We start from the raw sequence: 24,629 nt of genomic DNA, 5'->3' as shown, positions 1-24,629 counted from the left end.
CTCTGCCGACACGAGGGGGAGGGCACGGGGTGAGGTTCGAGCCGGGGCGGTTGGTCGTCCACCGGAACGTACGACGCGGGCGGATCGGCTGGGTCCGCCCGGCCCGGGTGGTCAGCGACGACGACCGGGGCCTGCTGATCTGGATCGCCCGGGACACGCCGGTGGCCAGCGAGGTGCACGCGGACGGCCGGGGCATGCGGACGATGCCGTTCGCCGAGTGGATCACCTCCCCGTCGTACCGGTCGGCCCACGCCCGCTGGAGCGGGCCGCCGCTGCTGAAGTTCCTGCCCACCGGGGCCGCGCACTCGGTCTGGTGGTTCTCCGACGAGCAGGGACGTTTCGCCAACTGGTACGTGAACCTGGAGGAACCGGGCGTCCGGTGGGACGACGGTCACCTGGCCGGGGTGGACGTGGTCGACCAGGACCTCGACGTGGTCGTCCGACCCGACCGGAGCTGGCAGTGGAAGGACGAGGAGGAGTTCGCCGAGCGGCTCGCCTTCCCGGAGCACTACTGGGTGGCCGACGAGGCCGCGGTGCGCGCCGAGGGGAAACGGGCGATCGCGCTCGCCGAGGCGGGGGAGTTCCCGTTCGACGGCACCTGGTGCGACTTCCGCCCGCCGCCGGAGTGGGCGGCGCCACCGGCCCTGCCGCCCGGCTGGGACCGCCCGCCCGTCCGCTGACCCGGTGTGCGGGGTGACCGGTGGGTCTGGCACAATGGCTGGCTGGTATCCGGCGTGTGTTCGGCGCCCTCTAACCCGGGCACGTCGCCAGTCCACCGAGCAGTCTCCGGCCCAACCCCACTGTGCCGGTCGGCTCTCACCCACCGCACCGCCCCTTCGGGCCGGTGAGAATCGCAACAGGAGCGAAAACACTGTGGCCGTAAAGATCCGGCTCCTGCGGATGGGCAAGATCCGCAACCCGCAGTACCGCATCGTCGTCGCCGACTCCCGCACCAAGCGGGACGGTCGGGCGATCGAGTTCGTCGGGATCTACCAGCCGAAGGAAGACCCTTCGGTGATCGAGGTCAAGTCGGAGCGGGTCCAGTACTGGCTGTCCGTCGGCGCGCAGCCGAGCGAGGCGGTGCAGCGTCTGCTGGAGCTGACCGGTGACTGGCAGAAGTTCAAGGGCCTGCCGGCGCCGCCGCCGCTGAAGGTCGCCCCCGAGCGGGTCAACCGTCAGGCCGCGTACGAGGCCGAGGCGAAGGCCGCCGCGGGCCTGACCGACGCCCCGGCCAAGCCGGCCAAGAAGGCCGACAAGCCCGCCGAGAAGGCCGACAAGGCCGAGAAGCCCGCCGAGGCGCCGCAGGCCGCGGAGCAGGCCGGCGCGGGCGCTGGCGAGCAGGCCTGACGTGGCGCTCCGTCCGGCCCTGGAGCACCTGGTCAAGGGCATCGTCGACAATCCGGACGACGTGCGTGTCCGGCTGGTCGACTCCCGGCGGGGCAAGCGGCTCGAGGTCCGCGTGCACCCCGAGGACCTGGGCACGGTGATCGGGCGGTCCGGCCGGACCGCCAAGGCGCTGCGCCAGGTGATCGGCTCCATCGGCGGGCGCGGGGTTCGCGTCGACATCGTCGACTCGTACTGATGCAGCTCGTTGTCGGCAGGATCGGCAAGCCGCACGGCATCCGCGGTGAGGTCACCGTGGAGGTGCGGACCGACGAGCCCGAAGCACGTTTCGCCCCGGGGTCGGTGCTGGTCACCGAGCCCGGGGCGACACCCGTCGCCCCGTCCCGGGTCGCCCCGGCGGCGGCCGGCGTCGGCGACCAGGCGTCCGGCTCCGCCGCCCCGTCGTCCGACGTCGGCGTGCCGTTCCGGGTGCCCGAGCGGCTGACCGTCGAGGCGGCCCGCTGGCACCAGGGCCGCCTGCTGGTGGCCTTCGACGGCGTGCTGGACCGCGACGTCGCCGAGGCGCTGCGCGGCACGCTGCTCGTGGTGGACAGCGCCGAGATCGCGCCGCCGGACGACCCGGAGGAGTTCCACGACCACCAGCTCGTCGGGCTCGCCGTGGTCACGCCGGACGGCGAGCGGCTGGGCGAGGTGGCCCGGATCGACCACGCCCCCGCCTCCGACCTGCTGGTGCTGCGTCGTCCCGAGGGGCGTACCGCGCTGATTCCGTTCGTGAAGGCGATCGTGCCCGAGGTCGACCTCGCCGGTGGTCGGGTCGTGGTCGATCCGCCGGCCGGCCTGCTCGACCTGTGACACCCGGCCGGGCGGGCCGTCCCGGCCGGACCGTTCCCGCCGGCCTGACCATTCCGGCGTGACCCTTTCCGGCCGGACCTTTCCGCCGGCCGGTCGGGCCCGGATCGTCGGGCCCGGGCCGTTCGCCGTCCCGGGGCCGGCGGGCGCGGCGCCGGTCGGGCGGGACGTCCCTGACATCGGCAGGAGCCACCAGCATGCGCGTCGACATCGTGTCGATCTTTCCGGAGTACCTCGCGCCCCTCGACCTGTCGCTGATCGGGCGGGCCCGTGCCGGCGGGCTGCTCCGGCTGGCCGTACACGATCTGCGGAGCTGGACCCACGACGTGCACCGCACCGTCGACGACACCCCGTACGGCGGGGGGCCGGGCATGGTGATGCGGCCGGAGCCGTGGGGCGCGGCGCTCGACGCGCTGGCCCCGGCGGAGGCGCCGCAGCCCCGGCTGCTGGTTCCCTCCCCGGCCGGGACGCCGTTCAGTCAGGCGATGGCGCACGAGCTGGCGGCCGAGGAGCGGCTGCTGTTCGCCTGCGGCCGGTACGAGGGCATCGACCAGCGGGTCCTCGACCACGCCGCCACCCGGATGCCGGTGACCGAGGTGTCCCTCGGCGACTACGTGCTCTTCGGTGGCGAGGTGGCCGTGCTGGTGATCCTGGAGGCGGTCACCCGGCTGCTGCCCGGCGTGCTCGGCAACGCCGGCTCACTGGACGAGGAGTCGCACGCGCACGGTCTGCTGGAGGCGCCGGTCTACACCAAGCCGCCGAGTTGGCGCGGGCACGACGTGCCGGAGATCCTCCGCTCCGGCGACCATGGTCGGATCGCCCGCTGGCGGCGGGACGAGGCGCTGCGCCGGACCGCGGCCCGACGGCCGGACCTGCTCGCCGCGCTCGTCGACGATCTGGACAAACGGGATGTGTCGGCGCTGGCGCAGGGTGGGTTCCACCTGCCCGGCCGGGATGTGGCAGAGTAGGGAGGTTGCCGTCTCCGTCCACACCGTGCGCGGAGACGAGGATCCCCGACCGGGGTCGCTTCCACCGGCCACCACCCGAGGATCAGAATCACCCGTTCGCGTGCCGACCACCGGCACGCCGTGAGCCTCACGAGGTTGCAGCGATGAACATCCTGGACGCCCTTGACGCCCAGTCGAAGCGGACCGACCTCCCCGACTTCCGTGCCGGTGACACCGTGAAGGTGCACGCGCGGGTCGTCGAGGGCAACCGGTCCCGTGTGCAGATCTTCCAGGGCGTGGTCATCCGTCGCCAGGGTGACGGTCTGCGGGAGACCTTCTCCGTCCGCAAGATCAGCTTTGGGGTCGGCGTCGAGCGGACCTACCCGGTCAACAGCCCGGCCATCGACCGGATCGAGGTCGTGACCCGCGGCGCCGTCCGGCGGGCGAAGCTCTACTACCTGCGGGAGCTGCGCGGCAAGAAGGCCAAGATCAAGGAGAAGCGCGAGAAGCAGCCGAGCTGATCTCGGCCGCCACGCCACCGACCGGTACGCCGCGCCCATCGAAACTGGGCGAACTACTCTGGTCGGGCGGGCGCGGCGAGACGATCTCACTGCCGCCCGTGGGGCCTCGACGAGGCTCCCGGGCGGTAGTCGTGTCCGCGTGACCGGGGAGATGGCGTGGTGCAATCGGTGGACGAGGACGGCGCGGCCGACCCGTGGCGGCGGCGTTCCCGGCGGACCGTCCGGCAGATGCCGCTCTGGCAGGAGCTGCCGCTGCTGCTGATCGTCGCGTTCTGCCTCGCGGTCCTGATCCGTACGTTCCTGCTCCAGGCGTTCTTCATCCCGTCCGGGTCGATGGAGGACACCCTGCTCATCGGGGACCGGGTGCTGGTCAACAAGGTCGTCTACGACGTCCGGGAGCCCCGGCGCGGCGAGGTGGTGGTCTTCCGGGGCACCGACCGCTGGGCGCCGCAGGTGGAGACCAGCCCGGAGCCGGGCTTCCTGGGCAAGCTCGGTCAGACCCTGGGCGACCTGGTCGGGGTGAGCCGCCCCGGCGAGAAGGACTTCATCAAGCGGGTGATCGGCGTGGCCGGGGACCGGGTGGCCTGCTGTGACGCCCAGGGTCGGGTCACTGTCAACGGGGTCGCGCTCGACGAGTCGTACGTGCTGCGGGACTCCCCGCTGGAGCTGCCGCCCAACGGCGCGGAGTGCCGGTCCCGCCGGTTCGACGAGGTGGTCGTCCCGTCCGGCCAGCTCTTCGTGCTGGGCGACCACCGGCTGGTCTCGCAGGACGCCCGCTGTCAGGGGCCGGTGCCCGTCGACAACGTGATCGGCCGGGCCTTCCTGGTGGTCTGGCCGTCGGCGCGGTGGACGTCGCTGCCGGTGCCGGAGACCTTCGGCCAGCTCGACCCGACCTCGGCCGCCCCCGCCCCGCTCCGGCCGGTCGGCGGGACGCTGCCGCCCCTGCTGCCGCTGGCCCCGCCGGCCATCACCGGCTGGCTTCTCGCGCGTTCCGGTCGATCGATGCGCGTCGGGCGACGTAGGCTCCACTTGTGATAGACGAGCAGACCGACAAGCCGCGCAGCTCCTTCTGGAAGGAGCTGCCGATCCTCCTGGGTGTGGCGATCCTGGTCGCAGTGCTGGTGCGTGCCTTCGTCCTGCAGACCTTCTTCATCCCGTCGCCGTCGATGGAGAACACTCTCAAGATCGATGACCGGGTGTTGGTCAACAAGCTGGTCTACGACTTCCGCTCGCCCCGACGGGGCGAGGTGGTGGTGTTCAAGGCGCCCACCGAGTGGAGCGGCAACCCCGACGGCGAGGACTTCATCAAGCGGGTGATCGGCGTCGGCGGCGACCACGTGGTCTGCTGCGACGAGCAGGACCGTCTGGTGATCAACGGCCGGTCGCTGGACGAGCCGTACGTGTTCTCCGTCAACGGTCGCCGAGACAAGCCCGCCGACCAGGAGTTCGACATCACCGTGCCGGCCGGGCGGCTCTGGGTGATGGGCGACCACCGGTCCGCCTCCGGCGACTCGCTGGAGCACTGGGAGCGGCTCCAGGACATCGACCAGTCCACCATTCCGGTGGACGACGTGGTGGGGCGGGCGTTCACCGTCTTCTGGCCGTTCGACCGGGCCACCTGGTTGTCCGTGCCGGAGCCGTTCGAGGCCGTCCCGAACCCCTGAGCGCCTCCGTCGTCCCCGGTCCGGCGTCGCTGCGCCGGCCCGCGCGCCGGCCCACCGGGTGGTCGCCAGCCGGCGCCCGGTCGTCTGGCAGGCTGGAGAGGTGACCGTCCACACCCCCCGACGTGCCGCGCGGGTCCTCCTCGTCGACGCGGCCGGACGGGTCCTGCTCTTCCACGGCGTCGACCCGGCCCGACCCGGCGTCGCGTACTGGTTCACCCCCGGGGGTGGGCTGGAGCCCGGCGAGGCGCCGGCCGCCGCTGCGGCCCGGGAGCTGGCCGAGGAGACCGGGCTGCGACTGACCCCGGCCGAGCTGGGGCCGCCGGTCTGGCAGGAGACGGTCGAGTTTCCGTTCGGCGGGGTCAGGTACCGGCAGGAGCAGGAGTTCTTCCTGGTCCGGGTGCCCGCCTGGGAGGTGGACACCACGGGCTTCGACGACGTCGAGCGGGCCTGCGTCACCGGCCACCGCTGGTGGACGCCGGCCGAGCTGACGGCCACCGCCGAGCGGTACCACCCGGTGGACCTGCCGGCGGTGCTGGCCCGTGTGCTGGGAGGTGACGTGACGTGCTGACGCCTCCGCGTACGGTGGTGCGCCGCGACGGCGGCCTCTACGCCCTGGAACGCGCGTTGCAGCGACGGGGGTTCCGGCACGTGGCCGGCGCGGACGAGGCCGGCCGGGGGGCGTGCGCCGGGCCGCTGGTGGCCGCCGCGGTGGTGCTCCCGGAGGGACGACGCGGCGAGATCGACGAGCTGGCCGACTCCAAGCTGCTGACCGCCGCCGCCCGGGAACGGGTGTACGCGGAGGTCGTGGCGCGTGCCCTGGCGTACGCGGTGGTGGTGGTCCCCGCCGACGAGGTGGACGCGCGGGGCCTGCACGTGTGCAACCTGGCGGCGATGCGGCGGGCGCTCGCCCTGCTGACCACCCGCCCGGAGTACGTGCTCACCGACGGCTTCGGGGTCGACGGCCTGGACGTGCCGGGGCTGGCGGTGTGGAAGGGCGACCGGGTCGCGGCGTGCGTGGCCGCGGCCAGCGTGCTCGCCAAGGTCACCCGGGACCGGATCATGGTCGAGCTGGACGCCCGGTTCCCGGAGTACGGTTTCGCCGAGCACAAGGGGTACGTCACCGCCGAGCACGGCGCGGCGCTGCGGGAGCACGGCCCGTGCCCGGAGCACCGATTCTCGTACGTCAACGTGGCGGCGGTGTCGGGTCGGGCCGACAGCCCGCCCCGGGCCCGCCGGCCGAATCCGGCGGGTGGCCACCGGCCGATGGAGCGTTCGGGGCGGTCAGGGGGTACCGTCGGCGTGGCGTTGGGCGAGCAGCCTCGACCGCCGGCACCGGTGGGGGAAGATGTGGTCATGGAGGGCGGAGTGCGATGAGCGCGGAAGATCTCGAGAAGTACGAGACCGAGATGGAGCTTCAGCTCTACCGGGAGTACCGCGACATTGTCCGCCAGTTCTCCTACGTGGTGGAGACTGAACGCCGGTTCTACCTGGCCAACCAGGTGGACCTGCACGTGCGCAACTCCGACGGCGAGGTCTACTTCGAGGTGGAGATGCACGACGCCTGGGTGTGGGACATGTACCGTCCCGCCCGGTTCGTCAAGAACGTGCGAGTCATGACATTCAAGGACGTAAACGTCGAAGAGTTGGAGAAGCCGGACATCTCCCTCCCGGCCGACACCGGCTTCGGCGGCTGACCCACCCGCCGACCGACCGACCCGGGCCGCACGCGCCCGCCGCGCGACCTGCTGCGCCAGGGTCGGGCGCCCGCCGCGCGACTCAGTCTGGCAGGACGGCGACCTGCACCTGCTGCACCAGGTTGTTGGCGAAGCCGCCCCGGTTCCACGGCTGCTCGACCGGTTGGCTCCGCCCCGACGCGTCGGTGGCCCGGGCGCCCAGCACGTGCCGTCCAGGCTGCGCCGTCCAGTCGTACCGCCAGCGCCGCCAGGCGAACTCGCCGCCGGTCGGCTCGTCCAGGACGGCCGGCGACCAGGTGCCGCCCCCGTCGGTGGTGACCTCCACGGAGACCACCGGCGCGTACCCGGACCAGGCCCGACCGTCCACCGTGCAGGGACCGGGCCGCAGCACCCGCGTCCGGGACATGAAGTCGGGCACGCCGGGCGGCCGGACCAGGGCCCGGGGCGCGATCCGGGTGACCGGCACGCCCTCGTCGTCGGGCTCCTGGCGCAGCCGGTAGGCCACCGCGTTCTGGTAGCCGTCGAACGCCCGGTCGAGCACGGTGACGCCCCGCAGCCACTTGACGTGCGCCATGCCGTACCAGCCGGGCACGATCAGCCGCAGTGGCGCGCCGTGCTGCGGGAGCAGGGGAGCGCCGTTCATCTCGTACGCCAGCAGCACCTCGTCCCGTAGCGCGTCGGCGACCGGCAGGGCCCGCTGGTAGTCCTGCTCGACCCCGCGTTCGAAACCGTGGTCGGCGCCGGTGAACACCACGTCCACCGCGTCGGCGTCGAGCCCGGCCTCGTGGAGCAGGGGCGCCAGCGGGGTGCCGGTCCACTCGGCGTTGCCGACCGCCTCGACCAGCCACGGCTGGCTGACCGGTCGGGGGCGCAGCAGCGCCCGCCCGTTGCCCGCGCACTCCATGGTCACCTGCCGGGTGACCCGCGGCCGATCGCGCAGGGTGGCCAGGTCGAGGGTGAGCGGCCGGGCCACCGCCCCGTCCACGGTGAGCGTGTGGGTCACCGGGTCGAGGGCCGGAATGTCGTAATGGATGAGCAGATAGTGCAGGCCGGCCGGGGTGACGTCGTAGCGCAGCGCCTCCAGCGGGAGCCCGTGGTTGCGGGCCGCGAGCTGGAGCTCCTCCAGGCTGATCCCCTCGTCCGGCCCGGCGAGCCGGGACGGCCGGCTGGCGTCCTCCACAGTGGTCATCGGAGCTCCTCGGGGCGCTGACGGGCCACGTCGTCACCGCCGGGTAGGCCGGCGGTCGACCGGATCGGCGCGCCGCCCGCCGTCGCGTCGCCGGTCGGTGGTGGCGTCGCCGGTCGGTCGTGGTCGGTGACGAACCGGAACATGCCCACCCCGGCGGGCAGCGGGTGGGGACGGCCGGTGTGGCGGTGCGCGCCCACCCCGTTGCGGACCTCCGGGGCGGTCAGCGAGAGCAGCTCGAAACCCTCCTCGGCGAACCAGTCACAGATCGCCGGGACCAGGTCCGGCGCTTCGCGGTGCCGGGTCCAGACGACGGTGCCGCCGGTGGCGCAGAGCGCGCCGCAGTGACGCGCCACCGCCCGGACGTCGGCGTCGCTCACGTTGCCGAAGAGGCCGCAGACCAGCACGATCTCGGCGGGCACGAGATCCGCCCAGACGTCGGTGTCCGCCGCGTCACCCCGTACCACCTCGACGCCGGTGAGTCCGGCGGCGCGGGCCGCCTCGGCGGCCAGCCCGGCGTTGCGCGCGTCCAGCTCGACCAGGCGGGCCGTGACGTCGACCCGTCGGGGATGCTCGGCCAGGACCGGGATCAGGTCCCGGCCCTGGCCGGCGCAGAGACTGAGCGCCCGCAGCGGACCGGCCGGCGCGCGGTCCAGCGCCGCGCCGACCTGCCGCCGCACCTCGGCGAGCCGGCGCGACAGCGCCGACTCCGGCTGGTCGTAGTCGGTGTGCCAGGCGTACCAGTCGGGGACCATGGGTTCAGCTTAGAGAATCGACGGCTTTCGGGCCGGTGGGCGACCCTGCCCTGGTGCCCTGGTGCCCTGGTGCCCTGGTGCCCTGGTGCCCTGGTGCCCTGGTGCCCTGGTGCCCTGGTGCCCTGGTGCCCTGGCGCTGGTGGCCGTGGCCGTGGCCGTGGCCGTGGTCGTGGTCGTGGTTCGTGGGCGGTGGGTGGTCAGCGGTCAGGGTGAGCCGGGGCGGCCGGGGCGTCGGTCCTACTCAGGGGCCTGCCGGTGGTCCTGCCATAGCAGATCGGGTGGCGGTCCGGGTGGTCGTCCACAGGCCGTCCGGTTGTCCACAGTCGAGCCGCTACGGGTGGCGTCCGGCGTGACGACCGGGCAGGCTGCGGTCCGTGACGGACAGGAGACGCCGGGGAACGGCACGACCGAGGGACGTGGCGGTGGCGGTGCTGGTCGGCGCGGTGCTGCTGGCGGCGCCCTGCCCGCCCGGAGCGGTCGCCCGGCCGCCGGCCGGGGCCGCCGTCGTGTCGTCCGCCCCGGCGACGGTTCCCGGGCCGGCGGCGGCGCGCGCCGCGCCGCCCCGGCTGCCTACCGTGAGCACGGGTCCGCCTGCCGTGCCTGTCGGGCTGCTGGCCGTGCCGCTGGCCGGGACGATCCGGGCGGTGAGCGGTGCGCCGCGGTCCGGGGCCGGGTGGGGCTTCCGCTGGCCGCTTGACGTGCCGGCCGCTCCGGTACGGCGGTTCGACCCGCCTCCGCGGCCCTGGCTGCCCGGGCACCGGGGCGTCGACCTGGCCGCCCCGGTGGGGGCCCGGGTGCGGGCGGCAGGAGACGGAGTGGTCCTCTTCGCCGGGATGGTCGCCGGCCGGCCGGTGATCAGCGTCGGGCACTCCGACGGGTTGCGGACCACCTACGAGCCGGTGCGCCCGGCGGTACGCGTCGGCGACCGGGTCGGCGTCGGCGTCCCGTTGGGCGCGCTGGCCGCCGGTCACCCGGGCTGCCCGGCGTCGGCCTGCCTGCACTGGGGCCTGCGGCAGGGCACGGACTACCTCGACCCGCTCGCCCTGCTCGGGGCGGTCCCGGTGCGGCTGCTCCCCGTCGACCCGCCGGCCCCGGTCGTGCCGTCGGGCGCCGGAGACGACCCGCCGGCCCGACCGACGGGGTGACCTCGCCGGGCGGGCGTCGGGCCGGAACCCGGCCGGGTGTCGGCGTCGGGCCCGGCTGGGCGTCGGGCGGGAACCCGGCTCATGGTCGGCGTCGGGCCCGGGCAGCGCCCGGTCGTCGGCGTCGGCGGTCGGCCAGGACGGCTGGCTGGCCACCGTGCCGGGAACCGGCCGGGCGTCAGCGTTGGGCGAGCAGCGCGGGCAGGCGCACCGCCAGCCGCTCGTACTCCTCGGCCGAGTTGTACACCTGGCCGCAGAGCCGCAGCCAGCCCCGCCCACCCCAGGCCATCACGGCGACCTCGGTGGCGATCCGGTCCGAGATCCGGTCCCGTAGCGCTGTCGCCGCCGCGATCGTGGTCGCCATCCCGGGGGGCAGCGGCACGAGCCGCATCGCCACCGACGGCCCGCCGGGGTCGGGCAGGTGGGTCGGCGCCACCCCCAGGGCGTCGCCGAGCACCCGTTGGCCGTACGCGGCCAGCGCCGCGTTGTGCGCCCGTACCCGGTCCACGCCCAGGCTGCGCAGGGTGTAGAGACCTACCGGCGCGGCCAACCAGGGCGTGTAGTCCAGGGTGCCCTGCCACTCGGCACGTCCCGGGAAGCCGCTGTCCTGCTCCCAGGAGACAGTCAAGGGTTGGATCCGCTCCCGCCAGGGTGGACGCACCGCCAGCAGGGCGGTGCCGCGCGGCGCGTACCCCCACTTGTGGAGGTTTCCCACCCAGAAGTCCGCGCCGACGCTCTCCACGCGGACCGGCAGCATTCCCGGCACGTGCGCCGCGTCGACCAGGACCGGCACGCCCAGTTCCCGGGCGACGCCGGCGATGGCGGCGACCGGGAACAGCCGGGCGGTGGCCGAGCTGACCTGGTCGACGACGAGCAACCGGGTGCGGCCCGGCCGCAGACCGGCGCGGACGGACTCGACGACCTCCTCGTCGGTGGCCGACAACGGCACCGCCAACACCCGGGAGGACGCCCCAACGCGCCGGCACTCGCGCTGGATCGACATGCCGACCGCTCCGTAGCAGTGGTCGGTGGACAGCACCTCGTCGCCCGGCCCCAGCCCGAGGGACTGGAGGACCACGGCCACCCCGGTGGTGGTGTTGCCGACCAGGGCGCTGCCCTCCGGGTCCGCGCCGAGGAAGTCGGCGAGGTGCCGGCGCGCGTGCGCGACCCGGTCGACCAGTCCCCGGCCGAAGAACCGGTGCGGGTTTGCCTCCATCTCGTCCCGCAGCCGTTGCTGGGCCCGCTGCACCGGGACCGGCGCGGCCCCGAACGCGCCGTGGTTGAGATGGCTGACCGCCGGGTCGAGGCTGAACAGCAGCCGCGCGCCGGGGATCGGGGTGGGCGGCTGCGGCACGGTCACCGCGTGATCGTAACTCTGCCGACCTGCGCCGCCCCAGGCCTTCCCGGGCGGCCCGACGCGGTGGGGAACGTGGCGACGTCGCTCAGGCGCGCGGGTGGGCCTGGCGGTAGGCGGCCCGGAGTCGCTGCACCGAGACATGTGTGTACAACTGGGTGCTCGCCAGGGACGAATGCCCCAGGATCTCCTGCACCGCACGCAGATCCGCCCCGCCTTCGAGCAGGTGGGTGGCGGCCGAGTGGCGCAGCCCGTGGGGGCTGGTGCGGGGCAGCCCGACGGTCTCGGCGTACCGGGCCACGATCTGCCGGGCGGTGGTGGGGTTCAGTCGGCCGCCACGGGCGCCGAGCAGCAGGGCGCCGCCCGACCGGGGACCGGTGAGCGCGGGCCGTCCGCGGCGTAGCCAGGCGTCGACGGCCTGCTGAGCGGGGAGTCCGTACGGCACCGACCGCTCCCGGGCGCCCTTGCCGAGCACTCGGATGAGCCGGCGCGCGTGGTCCACGTCGCCGAGATCCAGTCCGCACGCCTCGCTGACCCGCACCCCGGTGGCGTAGAGGATCTCCAGCAGGGCCTGGTCACGCAGCAGCGCCGCCTCGTCTGCTGGTGCGGGCCGCCCCGTCGGGTCAGCCCGGTCGTTCGGTTCGGGCTGGTCCGTCGCGTCGGGACGGCCGATCGGTTCCGGCCGATCATTCGATCTCAGTCGATGTGTCCGGTCCGGCCGGTGGGTCGGTTCCGGCCGGTCGTTCGGTTCCGGCTGGTGGGTGGGGGAGGCTGCCGGCTGGAGCGTCGTGGCCCGCCGCTGCCGGGGCGCGTCGAGCAGGGCGGCGGCCTGGTCGACGCGGAGGACGGTCGGCAGCTCCCGGCGCGCCTTCGGACTCGCCAGGGGAGCCGCGACGTCGGCCGGGAGCAGCCCGACCCGGTGCGCCCAGACGCTGAACGTGCGTGCCGACGCGGCCCGGCGGGCCAACGAGCTGCGGGCCGCCCCCATGGTCCGCTGTTTCGCCAGCCAGCTCCGGAGCACCGCCAGGTCGAGATCGGCGGGCGTCCGCACGCCCATCCGGACGGCGTGGTCGCACAACGAGACCAGGTCGGTGACGTACGCCCGGACGGTGTGGGGGGAGCGGTTGCCCACCTGGGCGAGATGGCTGGCGAACTCGTCCACCGCGTCGCGTAACGCGGCCGGCAGGCCCTCGTGCCGGGCCCGGGTGTCGACGTGGCTCTTCGCCGTGGCCCTGCCGGTGGCGGCGCGACCCGCCGCCGGTCGAGCCGTCTCCGCCGGCCGCGCTGGGATGTGGTTGTCCCCCTGCACCGGTTCAGCTTACGGTCGACGCGGGTGGGCGGCAGCGCGGCGAGCCCGGTGCGCCGGGCGCGCCGACCGGCACGCTCGTCGGGCCCGGTCCCGCCCCCCCACCCGCTGGCGTGCTGGTCGAGTAGGACGAGCGGCCCACCCGGCAGGCCGGGCCGTGCGGGTGAGACAGGCGTCGACGGGCGGAGGCGGCCGGATGGGTCTGGATGTCGTGCTCTACCGGATGGTCCGGCCACCCGTTGGCGCCTCCCGGCGTCCCTCGTACGTGCCGGTCGAGGTGGTGGACGACTCCGACGACGTGCTGCTGCGCCTGCTGACCCGGGTGCGTGGCGGCGGCCGTACGCCGCTGTTGGACCGGTTCGACCCGACCGGCGAGCTGGTGGTCGGCGCGTCGGAGGCGCCACGTCTCCTGGCCGAGTTGCGCTCGTTGTCCGAGATGGCCGGCTCGCCGGCCGAGGCGGCCCGGCTGCGCGCCCTGGTGGCGTTGATCCGACGGTGCCTCCGCGGTCACGACGTCCAGATCCGGTTCGAGGGCGACTGACCAGCGTCTGCCCCGGCGCGACGCGCGAGCGGTGGAACGATCGCGTAGCCGCCTTCACGCCGTGCCACCAGCCGCAACTCCTCCAGCAGAGCGAGCTTGCGCAACGCCGTGCGGACATCCAGGCCGGCCCGGGTGGCGATGACGTCCGGTCCGGTCACCCCGCGTCGGGGCATCGACTCCAGCACCGCCGTAGCCTCGTCGTCGAGCCCGTCGGTCGGGCGGGACGGACCCCGGGGCGGCGGCGCCAGATCCACGCCGAGCCGGCCCACCTCCTCCAGCACGTGCGGCACCCCGGCGACCAGTCGTGCCTCCGGAAACTCGCGCAGCAGCTCGTGCGCGCCGACCGACATGGCCGAGGTGACCGGTCCGGGCACCGCCATCACCGCACGGCCGACGGCGTACGCCCGCCGCAGGGTCTGCGTCGCGCCGCTGCGCGCCGCCGCCTCCACCAGCACGCTGCCCCGGGTGCCCGCGGCTATCACCCGGTTGCGGGTCAGGAACCGGGGACGCAGCGGCTCCGCCCCCGGTATCCACTCGCTGAGCAGCAGACCGGTCTCGGCGATCCGGTCGAAGAGGGCGTGGTTGCCGACCGGGTAGGGGCGGTCCACCCCGCAGGCCAGCACCGCCACCGTCACACCGCCGGCGTTCAGGGCGCCCCGGTGTGCGGCGGCGTCGACGCCGAACGCGCCGCCGGACACCACCGTCCAGCCCCGGTCGGCGAGCCCGTAGCCGAACTCGGTGGCCACGTGTACCCCGTACGACGTGGCGGCCCGCGCGCCGACCACGGCGACCGACCGGTGCAACACCTCACCGAGCGGCCAGCCGCCGCGGACCCAGAAGCAGAGCGGTGGCGCGGTCTCGGTGTCCACCCGCCGACCGGTCGCGCCGGACCCGGCCAGCCGGCGCAGCGCGGCGACCTGAACCGGCCACTCGGCGTCGGCCGGGGTGACCAGCCGGGCGCCCAGCCGCTCGGCGCGGGTGACTGCCTCCGTGGCCACCGCCAGGGGGTCACCGGCGCCCGACCGGGCGGCGACGGCGCGGCGCAGCCGGTCGTCCGGCGCGCCTCCGTCGAGCAGCAGGTCGAGGGCGTTCGCCGCGCCGTGCTCGTCGACCAGCCCGTACACCGACCAGGTGCCCGGCTCAGCGAGCCAGGTCAGCGCCACCCGGGCGAGCCGGTCCCCGACGTCGTCCCGGCCCTGGGCGTCCTCCCGGTCCTGGATGTCGTCGCTCATACCCCTTCTCCCGTCCGGAACCCGATCGCCTCCCGTACGTCCTCGCGGTTCGGTCTGCCCCGCCCGTCCAAATCGGCGATGCTCCACGCCAGCCGGATGATCCGGTCGAAACCCCGGGCGGAGAGCGATCCGTTGTCCAGCCGGCCCCGTAGCTCGGCGGTGTCCGCGGCGGGCAGCCGGAACGGCGGACGGCGCAGCGCCGGACCGGGCAGTTCCGCGTTGAGCCGGTGGCCGACGGCCGCCCACCGCTCGGCGGCTGCCGCCCGGGCCGCCGCGACCCGCGCGGCCACCACGGCCGACGGCTCCGCTGTCTCCCCCGACCCCATCAACTCCGCCGCGCGGACCGGCAGGACCGTGACCTGGACGTCGATGCGGTCCAACAGCGGGCCGGAGAGCCGGCCGAGGTAGCGGCGGCGGGCCAGCGGACTGCACTCGCAGGCGGTGTCCCCGGCGGGCCGCGCGCACGGGCAGGGGTTCGCGGCGAGCACCACCTGGGTGCGGGCCGGGTACTCCGTGGCGCCCCGGGCGCGGGCGAGGTGCACCCGGCCGTGCTCCAGCGGCTGCCGCAGCGACTCCAGCGCGGTCTTGCTGAACTCGGGAGCCTCGTCGAGGAACAGCACGCCACGATGAGCCAACGAGACCGCGCCCGGACGGGCCAACCCGGTGCCGCCGCCGACCAGCGCGGGAACGGTCGCGGTGTGGTGCGGCGCCTGGAACGGCGGGCGGCGCAACAGCCGGCCACCGGGCGGGAGCAGGCCGGCGATCGAGTGCAGGGCGGTGACCTCCAGGGCGGCCTCGTCGTCCAACGCCGGCAGGATCGACGGAAGTCGCTCGGCGAGCATGGTCTTGCCGGTGCCGGGCGGGCCGAGCAGCGCCACGTGGTGCCCGCCGGCCGCCGCCACCTCGAGGGCCCGGCGCGCGTACCCCTGCCCGGCCACGTCGGCCAGGTCGGGACCGCCGGTCGGCGCGGACGCCGGCACGGGTCCGGGCGGGTCGACCAGCGGACTGCCGTCGCGGACGAAGGCCACCAGCCGGTGCAGCGTGTCCACGGCCCGCACCCGCACCCCGGGGATCACCGCCGCCTCGGCGGCGTTTGGCACCGGGACGATCACCCGTCGGACCCCGGCGCCGGCCGCCGCGGCGACCATCGGCAGTACGCCCCGGACCGGCCGAACCGTTCCGTCCAGCCCCAACTCGCCGAGCACGACCACGCCGTCCAGCGCCAGCAGCGGCAACTCGCCGGAGCTGCCGAGCAGCGCCGCCGCGATGGCCAGGTCGAACGCCGAACCGAACTTCGGCAGGGTCGCCGGCAGCAGGTTCAACGTGATCCGACGGTTGGGCCACTTCTGGCCGGAGTTGACGATCGCCGCGCGGACCCGGTCGCGGGCCTCGTGCAGCGCGGTGTCCGGCAGACCGGAGATGGCGACGGCGGGTAACCCCGGCGCGAGGTCGGCCTCCACCTCCACCAGGTGGCCGGTCACGCCGACCAGCCCGACGCAGAGCACCCGGGCGTAACTCATCGCGGCGCGCCCATCTCAGAACGCCCCCTTGAGGTGCTCCACGCGGGCCGCCCCGCCGCGCGGCAGCAGCACCGCGAGCACGTCGAAGCGCAACTCGTCGGCGCTGGTGCCGGACTCGGCCAGCCACCGGACGGCGAGCCCGCGCAGTCGGCGGGCCTTGGCGGGGACCACCGCCTCGACGGGTGAGCCGTACGTCTCGCTGCGGCGGGTCTTCACCTCGCAGAAGGCGAGCACCTCGCCGTCCCACGCGATGATGTCGATCTCGCCGTCCGGGCAGCGCCAGTTACGCGCCACCGGACGCAGCCCCGCTCCGATCAGGTGACGTACGGCGCATCGTTCGCCGTACGCGCCGACCGCCTGCCTTCGTCTCGTCATGCCAGCAGGGTGCGCCGGAATCGGGCCGTCCCGTGGCCCGCCGGCGGTCACCTGTGGACAACGGGACCACCTGTGGACAACCGGACGATCATGCTACCCGTGTGCTATGGCGGAAGACCGGCACACCACGGCGGCATCATCTACGTACAGTGACGAACTGATTGGTGAAGGTGATCTCGGTGCGGCGAATGGCGCGGGATGGTCCCTGTCACATACCGTGCCGGTCGTGGACGGACGACGGAGCTTTCCCGAAGATCAGGAGTCGCGCTGGTACTCCGATGACCGGGGTTACGACGACTCCAGATGGCGGGCCGGAGGTGACGAGCGTCGCCGGGAAGACGACTTCAGCGCCCCCGAACAGCGTGGGGACACCGGCGAGCGGCGGTACGGCGATCTGACGGACCCCCCGGTCAGCCGGTACGCCGACTCCGGTCGGTACGGCGCAGGAGATCTACTCGGGGTCGACCGTCTGGATTCGGAGAGTTACCGGACGCCTCGTTCCCGGCGGGCCGAGACCGGGCCGGACGAGGTCACCGGGAGTGATGCGCGGGGTGAGTCCGGCGGACGCCGGTCACGCGAGGCCCGGGCCGCCACGGAGTTGGATCCGTTGCCGTCCTACCGGGAGAACGTCGGCCCGTTCCGGGACGAGACCGATCCGGGGGAGCGGGCCCGGGCCGTGGATGCGTCCCGGCAGTCGCCGCTGGGCGGTTACCCGATCATCGAACCGTCCCGGGGTGGGGAGCAGCCGGGCCGAGCCGTCGAGCCCGGCCCGGGCGCCGAGCCGGCGCGGAACGCCGAGCCCGGCTGGGCCGACACTTCCGTCCGTGGCAGCGACGCGCTCCGTGGTGGTGACGCGCTCCGTGGCAGCGACGCGCTCCGTGGTGGTGACGCGCTCCGGGGCAGCGACGCGCTCCGGGGCGACGATGCGCCCCGAGGGGGTGATGGTTTCCGGGGCGGTGATGGTTTCCGTGGCGGCGAGGCGCTCCGAGGTGGTGACGGCGGGCTGGGCGGGGACGCCGGCCGGGGTGGCGGTGCGGGGGCGGTCGAGACGCCGCACCCGTTGGAGATGCCCACCGGGCCGATGCCGCCGGTCGGTCCCCGGCCGGACCTGGCACCGGGCGCCGAGCCGTTGGCGTTTCCGTCGACCGGGGCGCTCGCCCGTCCGGGCCCTGCCGTGGGTGACGGTGTGTACCGGACCCGGCGTCCGGCCCTCGCGGCGCTCATCGCGCTGGCGGTGCTGGTCTTCGAGGTTCCGGCCCTGCGGGTCCTGCTGCACGGGGTGACCGCTGACCCGGTCCCGGTCTCCCACGTCGTGGTGGGGATCCTCCTCGTGGGCGGCCTGCCGATCTTCGGCGCGGGTCTGTACGGCCTGCGCGCCGGTGGGCTGGCCCTGGCCGAGGGCGGTCGCGGCCTGCTCCGTCCGCCCGCGGCCTACCTGACGGTCGGGCTGGCGCTGCTGGTGGCCGCCGCGCTCGCCGCCCGTTGAGCCGGCGGCCAGCGCGGCAACCGCCGGCGCGTCGGTCGTCGAGTCGGCGGCCAGCGCGGACACCGTCACCTCGGCGGTAGGGCGCAGGCTGTCCGGTGGGTCGTCCGCGTACCCCGGGGCTGCCCGGCGGGGTGGGGGCGTACACTTGACTACTGACGACCGCCTCGCGCGGTCGACTTCGCGCGTCCTCCCCATGATCAACCATGGGGCGACGGTTCCCTGGTCCCGACGATCGTCGGGCCCACCATGACCGGCGACCAGGCGCCAGGACGCCCGGCCGCCGGCCGGGCGTGACAACCAGGGATTTCGAGGAGTACCCCACCATGGCCGTCGTGACCATGCGTCAGCTGCTGGAAAGCGGTGTCCACTTCGGACACCAGACCCGGCGCTGGAACCCCAAGATGAAGCGCTTCATCATGACGGAGCGCAACGGCATCTACATCATCGACCTGCGCCAGACGCTCGACTACATCGAGAAGGCGTACGACTTCGTGCGCAACACCGTCGCCGAGGGCGGCAGCATCCTGTTCGTCGGCACCAAGAAGCAGGCCCAGGAGGCCATCGCCGAGCAGGCGACCCGGGTCGGCCAGCCGTACGTCAACCACCGCTGGCTCGGCGGCATGCTGACCAACTTCCAGACCGTGTACAAGCGGCTCCAGCGGATGAAGGAGCTCGAGGCCCTGGGTGACCTGAGCGGCACCGCCGCCGGGTACACCAAGAAGGAGACCCTCCAGCTCTCCCGCGAGAAGATCAAGCTCACCAAGACCCTCGGTGGTCTGCGGGACATGCAGAAGCTCCCGGCCGCGGTCTGGATCGTCGACACCAAGAAGGAGCACATCGCCGTCGACGAGGCGCGGAAGCTGAACATCCCGGTCATCGCGGTGCTGGACACCAACTGCGACCCGGACGAGGTCGACTTCCCGATCCCGGGCAACGACGACGCGATCCGCTCGGCCGAGCTGCTGACCAAGGTCGTGGCCGCCGCCGTCGCCGACGGTCTGATCGCCCGTTCCGGCCGCCGCCGGGGCGCCGACGAGAAGCCCGAGGCGGGCCAGGTCGGCGCCGACGAGCCGCTGCCCGAGTGGGAGCGCGAGCTGCTCGAGGAGCCGAAGAAGGCCGACGAGGAGCCCAAGGCCGAGGAGCCCAAGGCCGAGCAGCAGCCGGCGACCGCCGCCGCCGAGTGACCGCGCCGTCGTCTCCCGCCGGCCGGTCCGCCGGCCGACGGGAGACGACGGGATCGCCGGCCAGGGCCGTGCCCACCTGCGACGCCGACCGGCGTCACCGGCTCCGGGTGACCGGCACCGCACAGACCATCCCACCGAGCCTCAACACCGAAGAGAGAGCCATGTCCAACTTCACCGCCGCGGACGTCAAGAAGCTCCGCGACCTCACCGGCGCCGGCATGATGGACTCCAAGAAGGCGCTGACCGAGGCCGAGGGCGACTTCGACAAGGCCATCGAGATCCTGCGCGTCAAGGGCGCCAAGGACGTCGGCAAGCGGGCCGGCCGGACCGCCGCCAACGGTCTGGTGGCCCATTCCGGCAAGGCGCTGCTGGAGCTGAACTGCGAGACCGACTTCGTCGCCAAGAACGACGCCTTCATCGCCCTCGCCCAGCAGCTCGTCGAGCACGGCGAGCGCAGCGGGGTCGGCACCGCCGAGGAGCTGCTGGCCAGCACCATCGACGGCAAGACCGTCGCCGACCTGGTCCAGGAGCAGTCCGCCAAGATCGGTGAGAAGCTGGTGCTGAACCGCTTCGCCAAGCTCGACGGCGCCGTCGCGGTCTACCTGCACCGCAAGAGCCAGGACCTGCCGCCCGCCGTCGGCGTGCTGGTGGAGTACGCCGGCAGGACCGACGAGGCCGGGGACGCCGACGCCCGTGGCGTCGCCATGCAGATCGCCGCGATGCGCCCGAAGTACCTCACCCGGGACGAGGTGCCGGCCGACGTCGTCGAGTCCGAGCGCCGCATCGCCGAGCAGACCGCCCGGGAGGAGAACAAGCCCGAGGCGGCGCTGCCGAAGATCGTCGAGGGCCGGGTCAACGCCTTCTTCAAGGACTACGTCCTGGTCGAGCAGGCGTCGGTCGCGGACAACAAGAAGACGGTCAAGCAGGTGCTGTCCGAGGCCGGCATCGAGGTCACCCGCTTCCTGCGGTTCGAGGTCGGCCAGGCCTGAGCGGTGACCGGGCGTGACGTCGCCCGGTGACCAGGAACGTCGAGGAGGAGGTCGCAGGTGTACGTGACAGGCACCGCGGCCTCCTCGTCACATAGGGTCAACCTCGGCAGGGACGCAGGACGCCACGTAGACGACGTGTGCGAGGGAAGGCGGGGCGGATGACGCAGATTGTGGATGACCGGACGCTGGCAGTGGAAGACCCGACGGCGCCGCCGCCCGGTCGGGCCCGCCGGGTCGTGCTGAAGCTCTCCGGTGAGGTCTTCGGCGGTGGCGCGATCGGCGTCGACCCGGACGTCGTGCAGGCCATCGCCCGGCAGATCGCCACCGTGGTCCGCCGCGGCGTGCAGGTCTCCGTGGTGGTGGGGGGCGGTAACTTCTTCCGTGGCGCGGAGTTGCAGAAGCGTGGCATGGATCGCGCCCGGGCCGACTACATGGGCATGCTCGGCACCGTGATGAACTGCCTGGCGCTCCAGGACTTCCTGGAGAACGAGGGCATCGAGACGCGGGTGCAGAGCGCGATCACGATGGCCCAGGTCGCCGAGCCGTACATCCCGCTGCGCGCCATCCGGCACCTGGAGAAGGGCCGCGTGGTCATCTTCGGGGCGGGCGCCGGCATGCCGTACTTCTCCACCGACACGGTGGCCGCCCAGCGGGCCCTGGAGATCCGCGCCGACGTGGTGCTGATGAGCAAGAACGGGGTGGACGGGGTCTACACCGCCGACCCGAACGTCGACCCCACCGCCAGTAAGATCGACTCGATCACCTTCTCCGAGGCGCTGCGCCGTAACCTCCGGGTGGCGGACGCCGCCGCGTTCAGCCTCTGCATGGAGAACGGCCTGCCGATGCTGGTTTTCGGCGCCCAGGGTGAGGACACCATCATCCGCGCGGTGGCCGGTGAGCGGATCGGCACCCTGATCACCGCCTGACCACCGGCGAGCCGACAGCACACACCACGACGAAGCAGAGAAGGAGGCGAGGGGACCGGTGATCGACGACACCCTCCTCGAGGCCGAGGAGAAGATGGAACGGGCGGTCGAGCACGCCAAGGAGGAGTTCGGCGCGATCCGTACCGGTCGCGCCACTCCGGCCATGTTCTCCAAGGTCATCATCGACTACTACGGCACCCCCACGCCGCTGACCCAGATGGCCTCGGTCGGCGTTCCGGAGCCGCGGATGGCGATCATCAAGCCGTACGACAACTCGCAGCTCGCCGCCATGGAGAAGGCGATCCGGGATTCCGACCTGGGCGTCAACCCCAACAACGAGGGCAACCAGCTCCGGATCGTGCTCCCCCCGATGACCGAGGAGCGCCGCCGCGACATGATCAAGGTGGCCCGGCAGAAGGGCGAGGAGGCCAAGGTGGCGATCCGCAACGTCCGCCGCCGCGGCAAGGAGGAGCTGGACCGGATCGTCAAGGACGGCGAGGCCGGCGAGGACGACGGCCGGCGCGCCGAGAAGGAGCTCGACGACCTGACCCAGCGGTACGTCGCCGCCGTCGACGAGCTGGTCAAGCACAAGGAGACCGAGCTGCTCGAAGTCTGAGCGGGCCCGCCGGCGAGCCGTCGGCGATCCGCGCGTCCGGCACCGGTGTGCCGTCCGCCCTACCGGCGGTCGGGCACCGGTGCCGTCGCCTGTCCGGCCGGTGCGCCCGGCCTGTCCCGGCCGGGCGCACCAGGTCCGGCCCACCGGTCGGCGTCGATCCCGAGCCGCTCGGCGACCGGGACCCGTCCCGGGTCGCCGCCGGGTGGTGTCGCCGATGGTTCGGCGGGGGAGGGCGCGCCGGGAGCGCGGGCGGCATCGTCTGCGGACGTGCGCGGCCAGCACGTGCAGTAGGCTCGGCTCGATTCGCACTACCGCACCGTGAACAGTGGGAGTCTCCCCGCCGTCGGGCGGGCGAACCGGACGGACAACAGTCGCGTGCAGGGGATGGTCTTGGTCTTGCGTCATCTGGTGGAAATCGCGTCGCACCCGCTCGGCGCGTGATGTCCCACCTCGACCCCTACGGCAGCATCGAACCGCGTGGGCGGGACCGCACGGCGGCCCTCCCCGCCGGCCTCCCGTGGCCGGACCGCGAGCTGGAGCCCGGCGGGCGGGTCCGGCACGCGTACGCCGACCAGTCGACCACCACCTGGTCACCGCAGCGGTACGACGACACCCCGGACGACCAGCCGACCCTCGTCCCGGGTCACCCGGACTTCGAGCGGGCCTGGGCCGACCCGGTGTCACCGGCCGACAGCGATCCGCCTCCGACCGTCCCGCAACCCGTCGGGGTCGACCCTCGTCCGGCCGGGACCGATCCGTACCCCGTCGGCTCCGACCCGTACCCCGTCGAGGGCGGCGCGCGGCCCGTCGGGGCCGGCCTGTCGCCGGAGGTCGGCGAGCCGGAGCCGACGCGTCCGCCGGGGCGCTGGCACGGGCGACGCCGACCGGTACGCGGCGGAGGATCCTCGGCCGGTCACGGCCGGCCCAGCCGGGCCGGGCGCAACCTGCCGGCCGCCATCGCGGTGGGGCTCGCGCTCGGCGGGCTGATCGTCGGGTCGCTGTTCTTCGTCCTGGAGGCGTTCCTGGTCGTGCTGGCGGGGGCGGTGGCGATCGGCATCGGGGAGATGGTCCGCGCGGTACGCCGGGCCGACGCTCATTCGCCGATGACGCCCCTGATCGCCGGTGGCGTGATCACCGTCGGGGTGGCCTGGTTCTCCGGCCCGGACGCGTTGATGCTGGGCCTGCTGGTCACCCTCGGGGCAACGGCGCTCTGGCGGCTGGCCGACGGCCTGACCAACCTCGGCCGGGACCTGGTCGCCGCCATGCTCATCGCGGTCTACGTGCCGTTCCTGGCCGGTTTCGCGGCGCTGCTGGCGGCGGCCCCCGGGGACGGTCACCTGCGGGTGCTGGTGACGTTGGTCGCGGTGGTGCTCTCCGACACCGGCGGGTATGCCGCCGGCGCGAATTTCGGCAGGCACGCGATGGCTCCCACGATCAGCCCGAAGAAGTCCTGGGAGGGCTTCGTCGGGTCGGTCGTCGCGGCGGCGTCGGGCAGCGCGTTGCTGCTCTGGCTGCTCTTCGACGTGGCCCCGTGGTGGGGCGCGCTGTTCGGGGTGGCGGTCTCGGTGGCGGCGGTCCTCGGCGATCTCGGCGAGTCGATGATCAAGCGTGATCTCGGCATCAAGGACATGAGCAACCTGCTGCCCGGGCACGGTGGGCTGATGGACCGACTGGACTCGATCCTCTTCGCGGTCCCCACCGCGTATCTCCTGCTCGCGGTGTTCGCGCCGGTGGTGGGCTGAGGCATGGATCACGGCGTCCGGGCGGGCTGGTCGGCGGCTCGGGAGCGCTTCCGGGCCCGCCGGACGGGCCGGGTGCGGCGTCGGCGTGGAAGACTGGACAGGCCATGACGAGCCTGCCCATGATTCCGGTCGATCCGGACGCCGCCACCGCCCGCCGGGCCGCGATGCCGCCCCGACACCTCGCCGACCTCGACCTGCCGCAGCGGCAGGCCGCCGTCACCGAGTTGGGGGAGCCGGCGTTCCGCGCCCGGCAGATGTCCACCCACTACTTCGGGCGGCTGGTCCGCGATCCCGCGCAGATGACCGACCTGCCCGCCGCCGCGCGGGAGCGGCTCGCCGGCACGCTGCTGCCGAAGCTGCTCACCCCGGTCCGCGAGCTGGCCTGCGACGACGGCGCCACCCGCAAGGCGCTCTGGCGGCTGCACGACGGCTCCCTGGTGGAGAGCGTGTTGATGGGCTATCCGGACCGGGTCACCGTCTGCATCTCCAGCCAGGCCGGCTGCGGCATGGCCTGCCCGTTCTGCGCCACCGGCCAGGCCGGGCTGACCCGTAACCTCTCCACCGCCGAGATCGTCGACCAGGCCGTCTACCTGGCCGGGGTGGCGGCCTCCGGCGCGGTGGCCGGCTCACCGCCCCGCCTGTCGCACGTGGTCTTCATGGGCATGGGCGAGCCGCTGGCCAACTACGCCCGGGTGATCGCGGCGGTCCGCCGGCTGACGTCGCCCGCTCCCGAGGGGCTGGGGCTCTCCCAGCGGCACGTCACCGTCTCCACTGTCGGTCTGGTGCCGGCGATCAGGAAGCTGGCCGGCGAGGACCTCTCCGTGACCCTTGCGCTCTCCCTGCACGCCCCCGATGATGAGCTGCGCGACGAGCTCGTTCCGGTGAACCAGCGGTGGAAGGTCGCCGAGGTGCTGGACGCCGCATGGGACTACGCGGCCCGGACGGGGCGTCGGGTGTCGATCGAGTACGCGATGATCAAGGACGTCAACGACCAGCCCTGGCGGGCCGACCTGCTCGGCCGGCTGCTGGCCGGCAGACTGGCGCACGTGAACCTCATCCCGCTCAACCCGACCCCCGGCAGCCGGTGGGACGCCAGTCCGAAGCCGGTCGAGCGGGAGTTCGTCAGGCGGTTGCGTGCCGCCGGGGTCTCCACCACCGTCCGGGACACCCGCGGTCGGGAGATCGACGGCGCGTGCGGGCAGTTGGCCGCCTCTGGGGAGAAGGACCGGGACGTGCCGGAGGGAGCGCCGGCATGA

At 73.8% G+C, this 24,629-nt stretch carries 27 protein-coding genes; 20 read left to right on the top strand and 7 right to left on the bottom strand.

Annotation, left to right across the window (positions count from 1 at the left end):
* Positions 1 to 29: 29 nt before the first annotated feature.
* The 11 genes from O7606_RS11615 to O7606_RS11565 all read left to right on the top strand — a co-directional run bounded on the left by O7606_RS11615 (position 30) and on the right by O7606_RS11565 (position 7,019).
* Positions 30 to 680: a DUF402 domain-containing protein gene (locus O7606_RS11615; RefSeq protein WP_281599067.1), complete on the top strand. Its 651-nt coding sequence runs from the start codon at positions 30 to 32 to the stop codon at positions 678 to 680.
* 193 nt (positions 681 to 873) lie between these two features.
* Positions 874 to 1,347: a 30S ribosomal protein S16 gene (gene rpsP, locus O7606_RS11610; protein ID WP_281599066.1), complete on the top strand. Its 474-nt coding sequence runs from the start codon at positions 874 to 876 to the stop codon at positions 1,345 to 1,347.
* 1 nt (position 1,348) lies between these two features.
* Complete coding sequence (locus tag O7606_RS11605; RefSeq protein ID WP_018218949.1) at positions 1,349 to 1,582, top strand: RNA-binding protein; 234 nt, start codon at positions 1,349 to 1,351, stop codon at positions 1,580 to 1,582.
* Positions 1,582 to 2,196, top strand: a complete 615-nt coding sequence (rimM, locus tag O7606_RS11600) for a ribosome maturation factor RimM (protein WP_281599065.1) — start codon at positions 1,582 to 1,584, stop codon at positions 2,194 to 2,196. The genes O7606_RS11605 and rimM overlap by 1 nt, the downstream gene beginning before the upstream one ends.
* A gap of 194 nt (positions 2,197 to 2,390) precedes the next feature.
* Positions 2,391 to 3,161, top strand: coding sequence for a tRNA (guanosine(37)-N1)-methyltransferase TrmD (trmD, locus tag O7606_RS11595; RefSeq protein WP_281599064.1), 771 nt, complete (start codon positions 2,391 to 2,393; stop codon positions 3,159 to 3,161).
* A gap of 143 nt (positions 3,162 to 3,304) precedes the next feature.
* Complete coding sequence (gene rplS, locus O7606_RS11590; protein ID WP_281599063.1) at positions 3,305 to 3,661, top strand: 50S ribosomal protein L19; 357 nt, start codon at positions 3,305 to 3,307, stop codon at positions 3,659 to 3,661.
* Positions 3,662 to 3,817: 156 nt separating this feature from the next.
* Positions 3,818 to 4,696, top strand: a complete 879-nt coding sequence (gene lepB / locus O7606_RS11585) for a signal peptidase I (protein WP_281599062.1) — start codon at positions 3,818 to 3,820, stop codon at positions 4,694 to 4,696.
* Positions 4,693 to 5,325, top strand: coding sequence for a signal peptidase I (gene lepB / locus O7606_RS11580; protein WP_281599061.1), 633 nt, complete (start codon positions 4,693 to 4,695; stop codon positions 5,323 to 5,325). Before lepB (O7606_RS11585) ends, lepB (O7606_RS11580) begins: the two co-directional genes overlap by 4 nt.
* A 100-nt stretch (positions 5,326 to 5,425) precedes the next feature.
* Complete coding sequence (locus O7606_RS11575; RefSeq protein ID WP_281599060.1) at positions 5,426 to 5,893, top strand: NUDIX domain-containing protein; 468 nt, start codon at positions 5,426 to 5,428, stop codon at positions 5,891 to 5,893.
* Positions 5,887 to 6,699 carry a ribonuclease HII gene (locus O7606_RS11570; protein ID WP_281599059.1) on the top strand — a complete coding sequence of 271 codons (813 nt, stop codon included), beginning with the start codon at positions 5,887 to 5,889 and terminating at the stop codon, positions 6,697 to 6,699. The genes O7606_RS11575 and O7606_RS11570 overlap by 7 nt, the downstream gene beginning before the upstream one ends.
* The gene (locus tag O7606_RS11565; RefSeq protein ID WP_281599058.1) at positions 6,696 to 7,019 is read left to right on the top strand and encodes a DUF2469 domain-containing protein; all 324 of its coding nucleotides are present in this window, start codon (positions 6,696 to 6,698) and stop codon (positions 7,017 to 7,019) included. The genes O7606_RS11570 and O7606_RS11565 overlap by 4 nt, the downstream gene beginning before the upstream one ends.
* An 82-nt stretch (positions 7,020 to 7,101) precedes the next feature.
* Here the strand turns inward: O7606_RS11565 and O7606_RS11560 are convergent, their stop codons facing one another.
* Positions 7,102 to 8,208 carry a sulfite oxidase gene (locus O7606_RS11560; RefSeq protein WP_281599057.1) on the bottom strand — a complete coding sequence of 369 codons (1,107 nt, stop codon included), beginning with the start codon at positions 8,206 to 8,208 and terminating at the stop codon, positions 7,102 to 7,104.
* Positions 8,205 to 8,960 (bottom strand): class I SAM-dependent methyltransferase family protein, encoded by a 756-nt coding sequence (locus tag O7606_RS11555; protein ID WP_281599056.1) that lies wholly within the window; start codon positions 8,958 to 8,960, stop codon positions 8,205 to 8,207. The genes O7606_RS11560 and O7606_RS11555 overlap by 4 nt, the downstream gene beginning before the upstream one ends.
* Before the next feature lie 443 nt (positions 8,961 to 9,403).
* On the opposite strand from O7606_RS11555, the gene O7606_RS11550 reads away from it, so the two are divergent.
* The gene (locus O7606_RS11550; RefSeq protein ID WP_281599623.1) at positions 9,404 to 10,105 is read left to right on the top strand and encodes a M23 family metallopeptidase; all 702 of its coding nucleotides are present in this window, start codon (positions 9,404 to 9,406) and stop codon (positions 10,103 to 10,105) included.
* Positions 10,106 to 10,280: 175 nt separating this feature from the next.
* Here the strand turns inward: O7606_RS11550 and O7606_RS11545 are convergent, their stop codons facing one another.
* Complete coding sequence (locus O7606_RS11545; protein ID WP_281599055.1) at positions 10,281 to 11,462, bottom strand: aminotransferase class V-fold PLP-dependent enzyme; 1,182 nt, start codon at positions 11,460 to 11,462, stop codon at positions 10,281 to 10,283.
* A gap of 82 nt (positions 11,463 to 11,544) precedes the next feature.
* Entirely contained in the window at positions 11,545 to 12,642 is a 1,098-nt protein-coding gene (locus O7606_RS11540; protein WP_281599622.1) for a tyrosine-type recombinase/integrase, read from the bottom strand.
* A 316-nt stretch (positions 12,643 to 12,958) separates the two neighbouring features.
* Here O7606_RS11540 and O7606_RS11535 point away from each other — a divergent pair, with 316 nt between their 5' ends.
* Positions 12,959 to 13,303: a hypothetical protein gene (locus O7606_RS11535; protein WP_281599054.1), complete on the top strand. Its 345-nt coding sequence runs from the start codon at positions 12,959 to 12,961 to the stop codon at positions 13,301 to 13,303.
* Here the strand turns inward: O7606_RS11535 and O7606_RS11530 are convergent.
* Genes O7606_RS11530 through O7606_RS11520 form a run of 3 tightly spaced genes read right to left on the bottom strand, consistent with a single transcriptional unit; the run spans position 13,270 to position 16,430 of the window.
* Positions 13,270 to 14,535 carry a DNA-processing protein DprA gene (locus O7606_RS11530; protein WP_281599053.1) on the bottom strand — a complete coding sequence of 422 codons (1,266 nt, stop codon included), beginning with the start codon at positions 14,533 to 14,535 and terminating at the stop codon, positions 13,270 to 13,272. The two genes, O7606_RS11535 and O7606_RS11530, sit on opposite strands and share 34 nt — an antisense overlap.
* On the bottom strand, positions 14,532 to 16,055 hold the full coding sequence (locus tag O7606_RS11525; RefSeq protein ID WP_281599052.1) for a YifB family Mg chelatase-like AAA ATPase: 1,524 nt from the start codon (positions 16,053 to 16,055) through the stop codon (positions 14,532 to 14,534). The genes O7606_RS11530 and O7606_RS11525 overlap by 4 nt, the downstream gene beginning before the upstream one ends.
* 15 nt (positions 16,056 to 16,070) lie before the next feature.
* A complete protein-coding gene (locus O7606_RS11520) occupies positions 16,071 to 16,430 on the bottom strand; it encodes a YraN family protein (RefSeq protein WP_281599051.1) in 360 nt (119 codons plus the stop codon).
* Between the two features lie 217 nt (positions 16,431 to 16,647).
* Here O7606_RS11520 and O7606_RS11515 point away from each other — a divergent pair, with 217 nt between their 5' ends.
* From O7606_RS11515 to rlmN, 7 genes are all read left to right on the top strand, one after another.
* On the top strand, positions 16,648 to 17,916 hold the full coding sequence (locus tag O7606_RS11515) for a hypothetical protein (protein WP_281599050.1): 1,269 nt from the start codon (positions 16,648 to 16,650) through the stop codon (positions 17,914 to 17,916).
* A gap of 323 nt (positions 17,917 to 18,239) precedes the next feature.
* Complete coding sequence (gene rpsB / locus O7606_RS11510; protein WP_281599049.1) at positions 18,240 to 19,100, top strand: 30S ribosomal protein S2; 861 nt, start codon at positions 18,240 to 18,242, stop codon at positions 19,098 to 19,100.
* Between the two features lie 161 nt (positions 19,101 to 19,261).
* Positions 19,262 to 20,089 carry a translation elongation factor Ts gene (gene tsf, locus O7606_RS11505; RefSeq protein WP_281599048.1) on the top strand — a complete coding sequence of 276 codons (828 nt, stop codon included), beginning with the start codon at positions 19,262 to 19,264 and terminating at the stop codon, positions 20,087 to 20,089.
* A 158-nt stretch (positions 20,090 to 20,247) separates the two neighbouring features.
* Positions 20,248 to 21,015: a UMP kinase gene (pyrH, locus tag O7606_RS11500; RefSeq protein WP_281599047.1), complete on the top strand. Its 768-nt coding sequence runs from the start codon at positions 20,248 to 20,250 to the stop codon at positions 21,013 to 21,015.
* 58 nt (positions 21,016 to 21,073) lie between these two features.
* Positions 21,074 to 21,631, top strand: a complete 558-nt coding sequence (gene frr, locus O7606_RS11495; protein WP_281599046.1) for a ribosome recycling factor — start codon at positions 21,074 to 21,076, stop codon at positions 21,629 to 21,631.
* Between the two features lie 440 nt (positions 21,632 to 22,071).
* Positions 22,072 to 23,373, top strand: a complete 1,302-nt coding sequence (locus O7606_RS11490) for a phosphatidate cytidylyltransferase (protein WP_281599045.1) — start codon at positions 22,072 to 22,074, stop codon at positions 23,371 to 23,373.
* A gap of 104 nt (positions 23,374 to 23,477) precedes the next feature.
* Positions 23,478 to 24,629, top strand: coding sequence for a 23S rRNA (adenine(2503)-C(2))-methyltransferase RlmN (gene rlmN, locus O7606_RS11485; RefSeq protein ID WP_281599044.1), 1,152 nt, complete (start codon positions 23,478 to 23,480; stop codon positions 24,627 to 24,629).

It is taken from the genome of Micromonospora sp. WMMD882, assembly GCF_027497255.1.
Lineage (GTDB): Bacteria > Actinomycetota > Actinomycetes > Mycobacteriales > Micromonosporaceae > Micromonospora.
This window is presented reverse-complemented; position numbering and strand designations above follow the sequence as displayed.

Excerpts from the sequence above, each read along its gene's own strand:
- O7606_RS11525 (WP_281599052.1), bottom strand. The coding sequence starts at position 16,055 with ATGAGTTACGCCCGGGTGCTCTGCGTCGGGCTGGTCGGCGTGACCGGC.
- rpsB (WP_281599049.1), top strand. The coding sequence starts at position 18,240 with ATGGCCGTCGTGACCATGCGTCAGCTGCTGGAAAGCGGTGTCCACTTC.
- O7606_RS11565 (WP_281599058.1), top strand. The coding sequence starts at position 6,696 with ATGAGCGCGGAAGATCTCGAGAAGTACGAGACCGAGATGGAGCTTCAG.
- O7606_RS11555 (WP_281599056.1), bottom strand. The coding sequence starts at position 8,960 with ATGGTCCCCGACTGGTACGCCTGGCACACCGACTACGACCAGCCGGAG.
- O7606_RS11560 (WP_281599057.1), bottom strand. The coding sequence starts at position 8,208 with ATGACCACTGTGGAGGACGCCAGCCGGCCGTCCCGGCTCGCCGGGCCG.
- O7606_RS11490 (WP_281599045.1), top strand. The coding sequence starts at position 22,072 with ATGTCCCACCTCGACCCCTACGGCAGCATCGAACCGCGTGGGCGGGAC.
- trmD (WP_281599064.1), top strand. The coding sequence starts at position 2,391 with ATGCGCGTCGACATCGTGTCGATCTTTCCGGAGTACCTCGCGCCCCTC.
- O7606_RS11535 (WP_281599054.1), top strand. The coding sequence starts at position 12,959 with ATGGGTCTGGATGTCGTGCTCTACCGGATGGTCCGGCCACCCGTTGGC.
- rimM (WP_281599065.1), top strand. The coding sequence starts at position 1,582 with ATGCAGCTCGTTGTCGGCAGGATCGGCAAGCCGCACGGCATCCGCGGT.
- O7606_RS11530 (WP_281599053.1), bottom strand. The coding sequence starts at position 14,535 with ATGAGCGACGACATCCAGGACCGGGAGGACGCCCAGGGCCGGGACGAC.
- rplS (WP_281599063.1), top strand. The coding sequence starts at position 3,305 with ATGAACATCCTGGACGCCCTTGACGCCCAGTCGAAGCGGACCGACCTC.
- pyrH (WP_281599047.1), top strand. The coding sequence starts at position 20,248 with ATGACGCAGATTGTGGATGACCGGACGCTGGCAGTGGAAGACCCGACG.
- O7606_RS11520 (WP_281599051.1), bottom strand. The coding sequence starts at position 16,430 with ATGACGAGACGAAGGCAGGCGGTCGGCGCGTACGGCGAACGATGCGCC.
- tsf (WP_281599048.1), top strand. The coding sequence starts at position 19,262 with ATGTCCAACTTCACCGCCGCGGACGTCAAGAAGCTCCGCGACCTCACC.
- rlmN (WP_281599044.1), top strand. The coding sequence starts at position 23,478 with ATGACGAGCCTGCCCATGATTCCGGTCGATCCGGACGCCGCCACCGCC.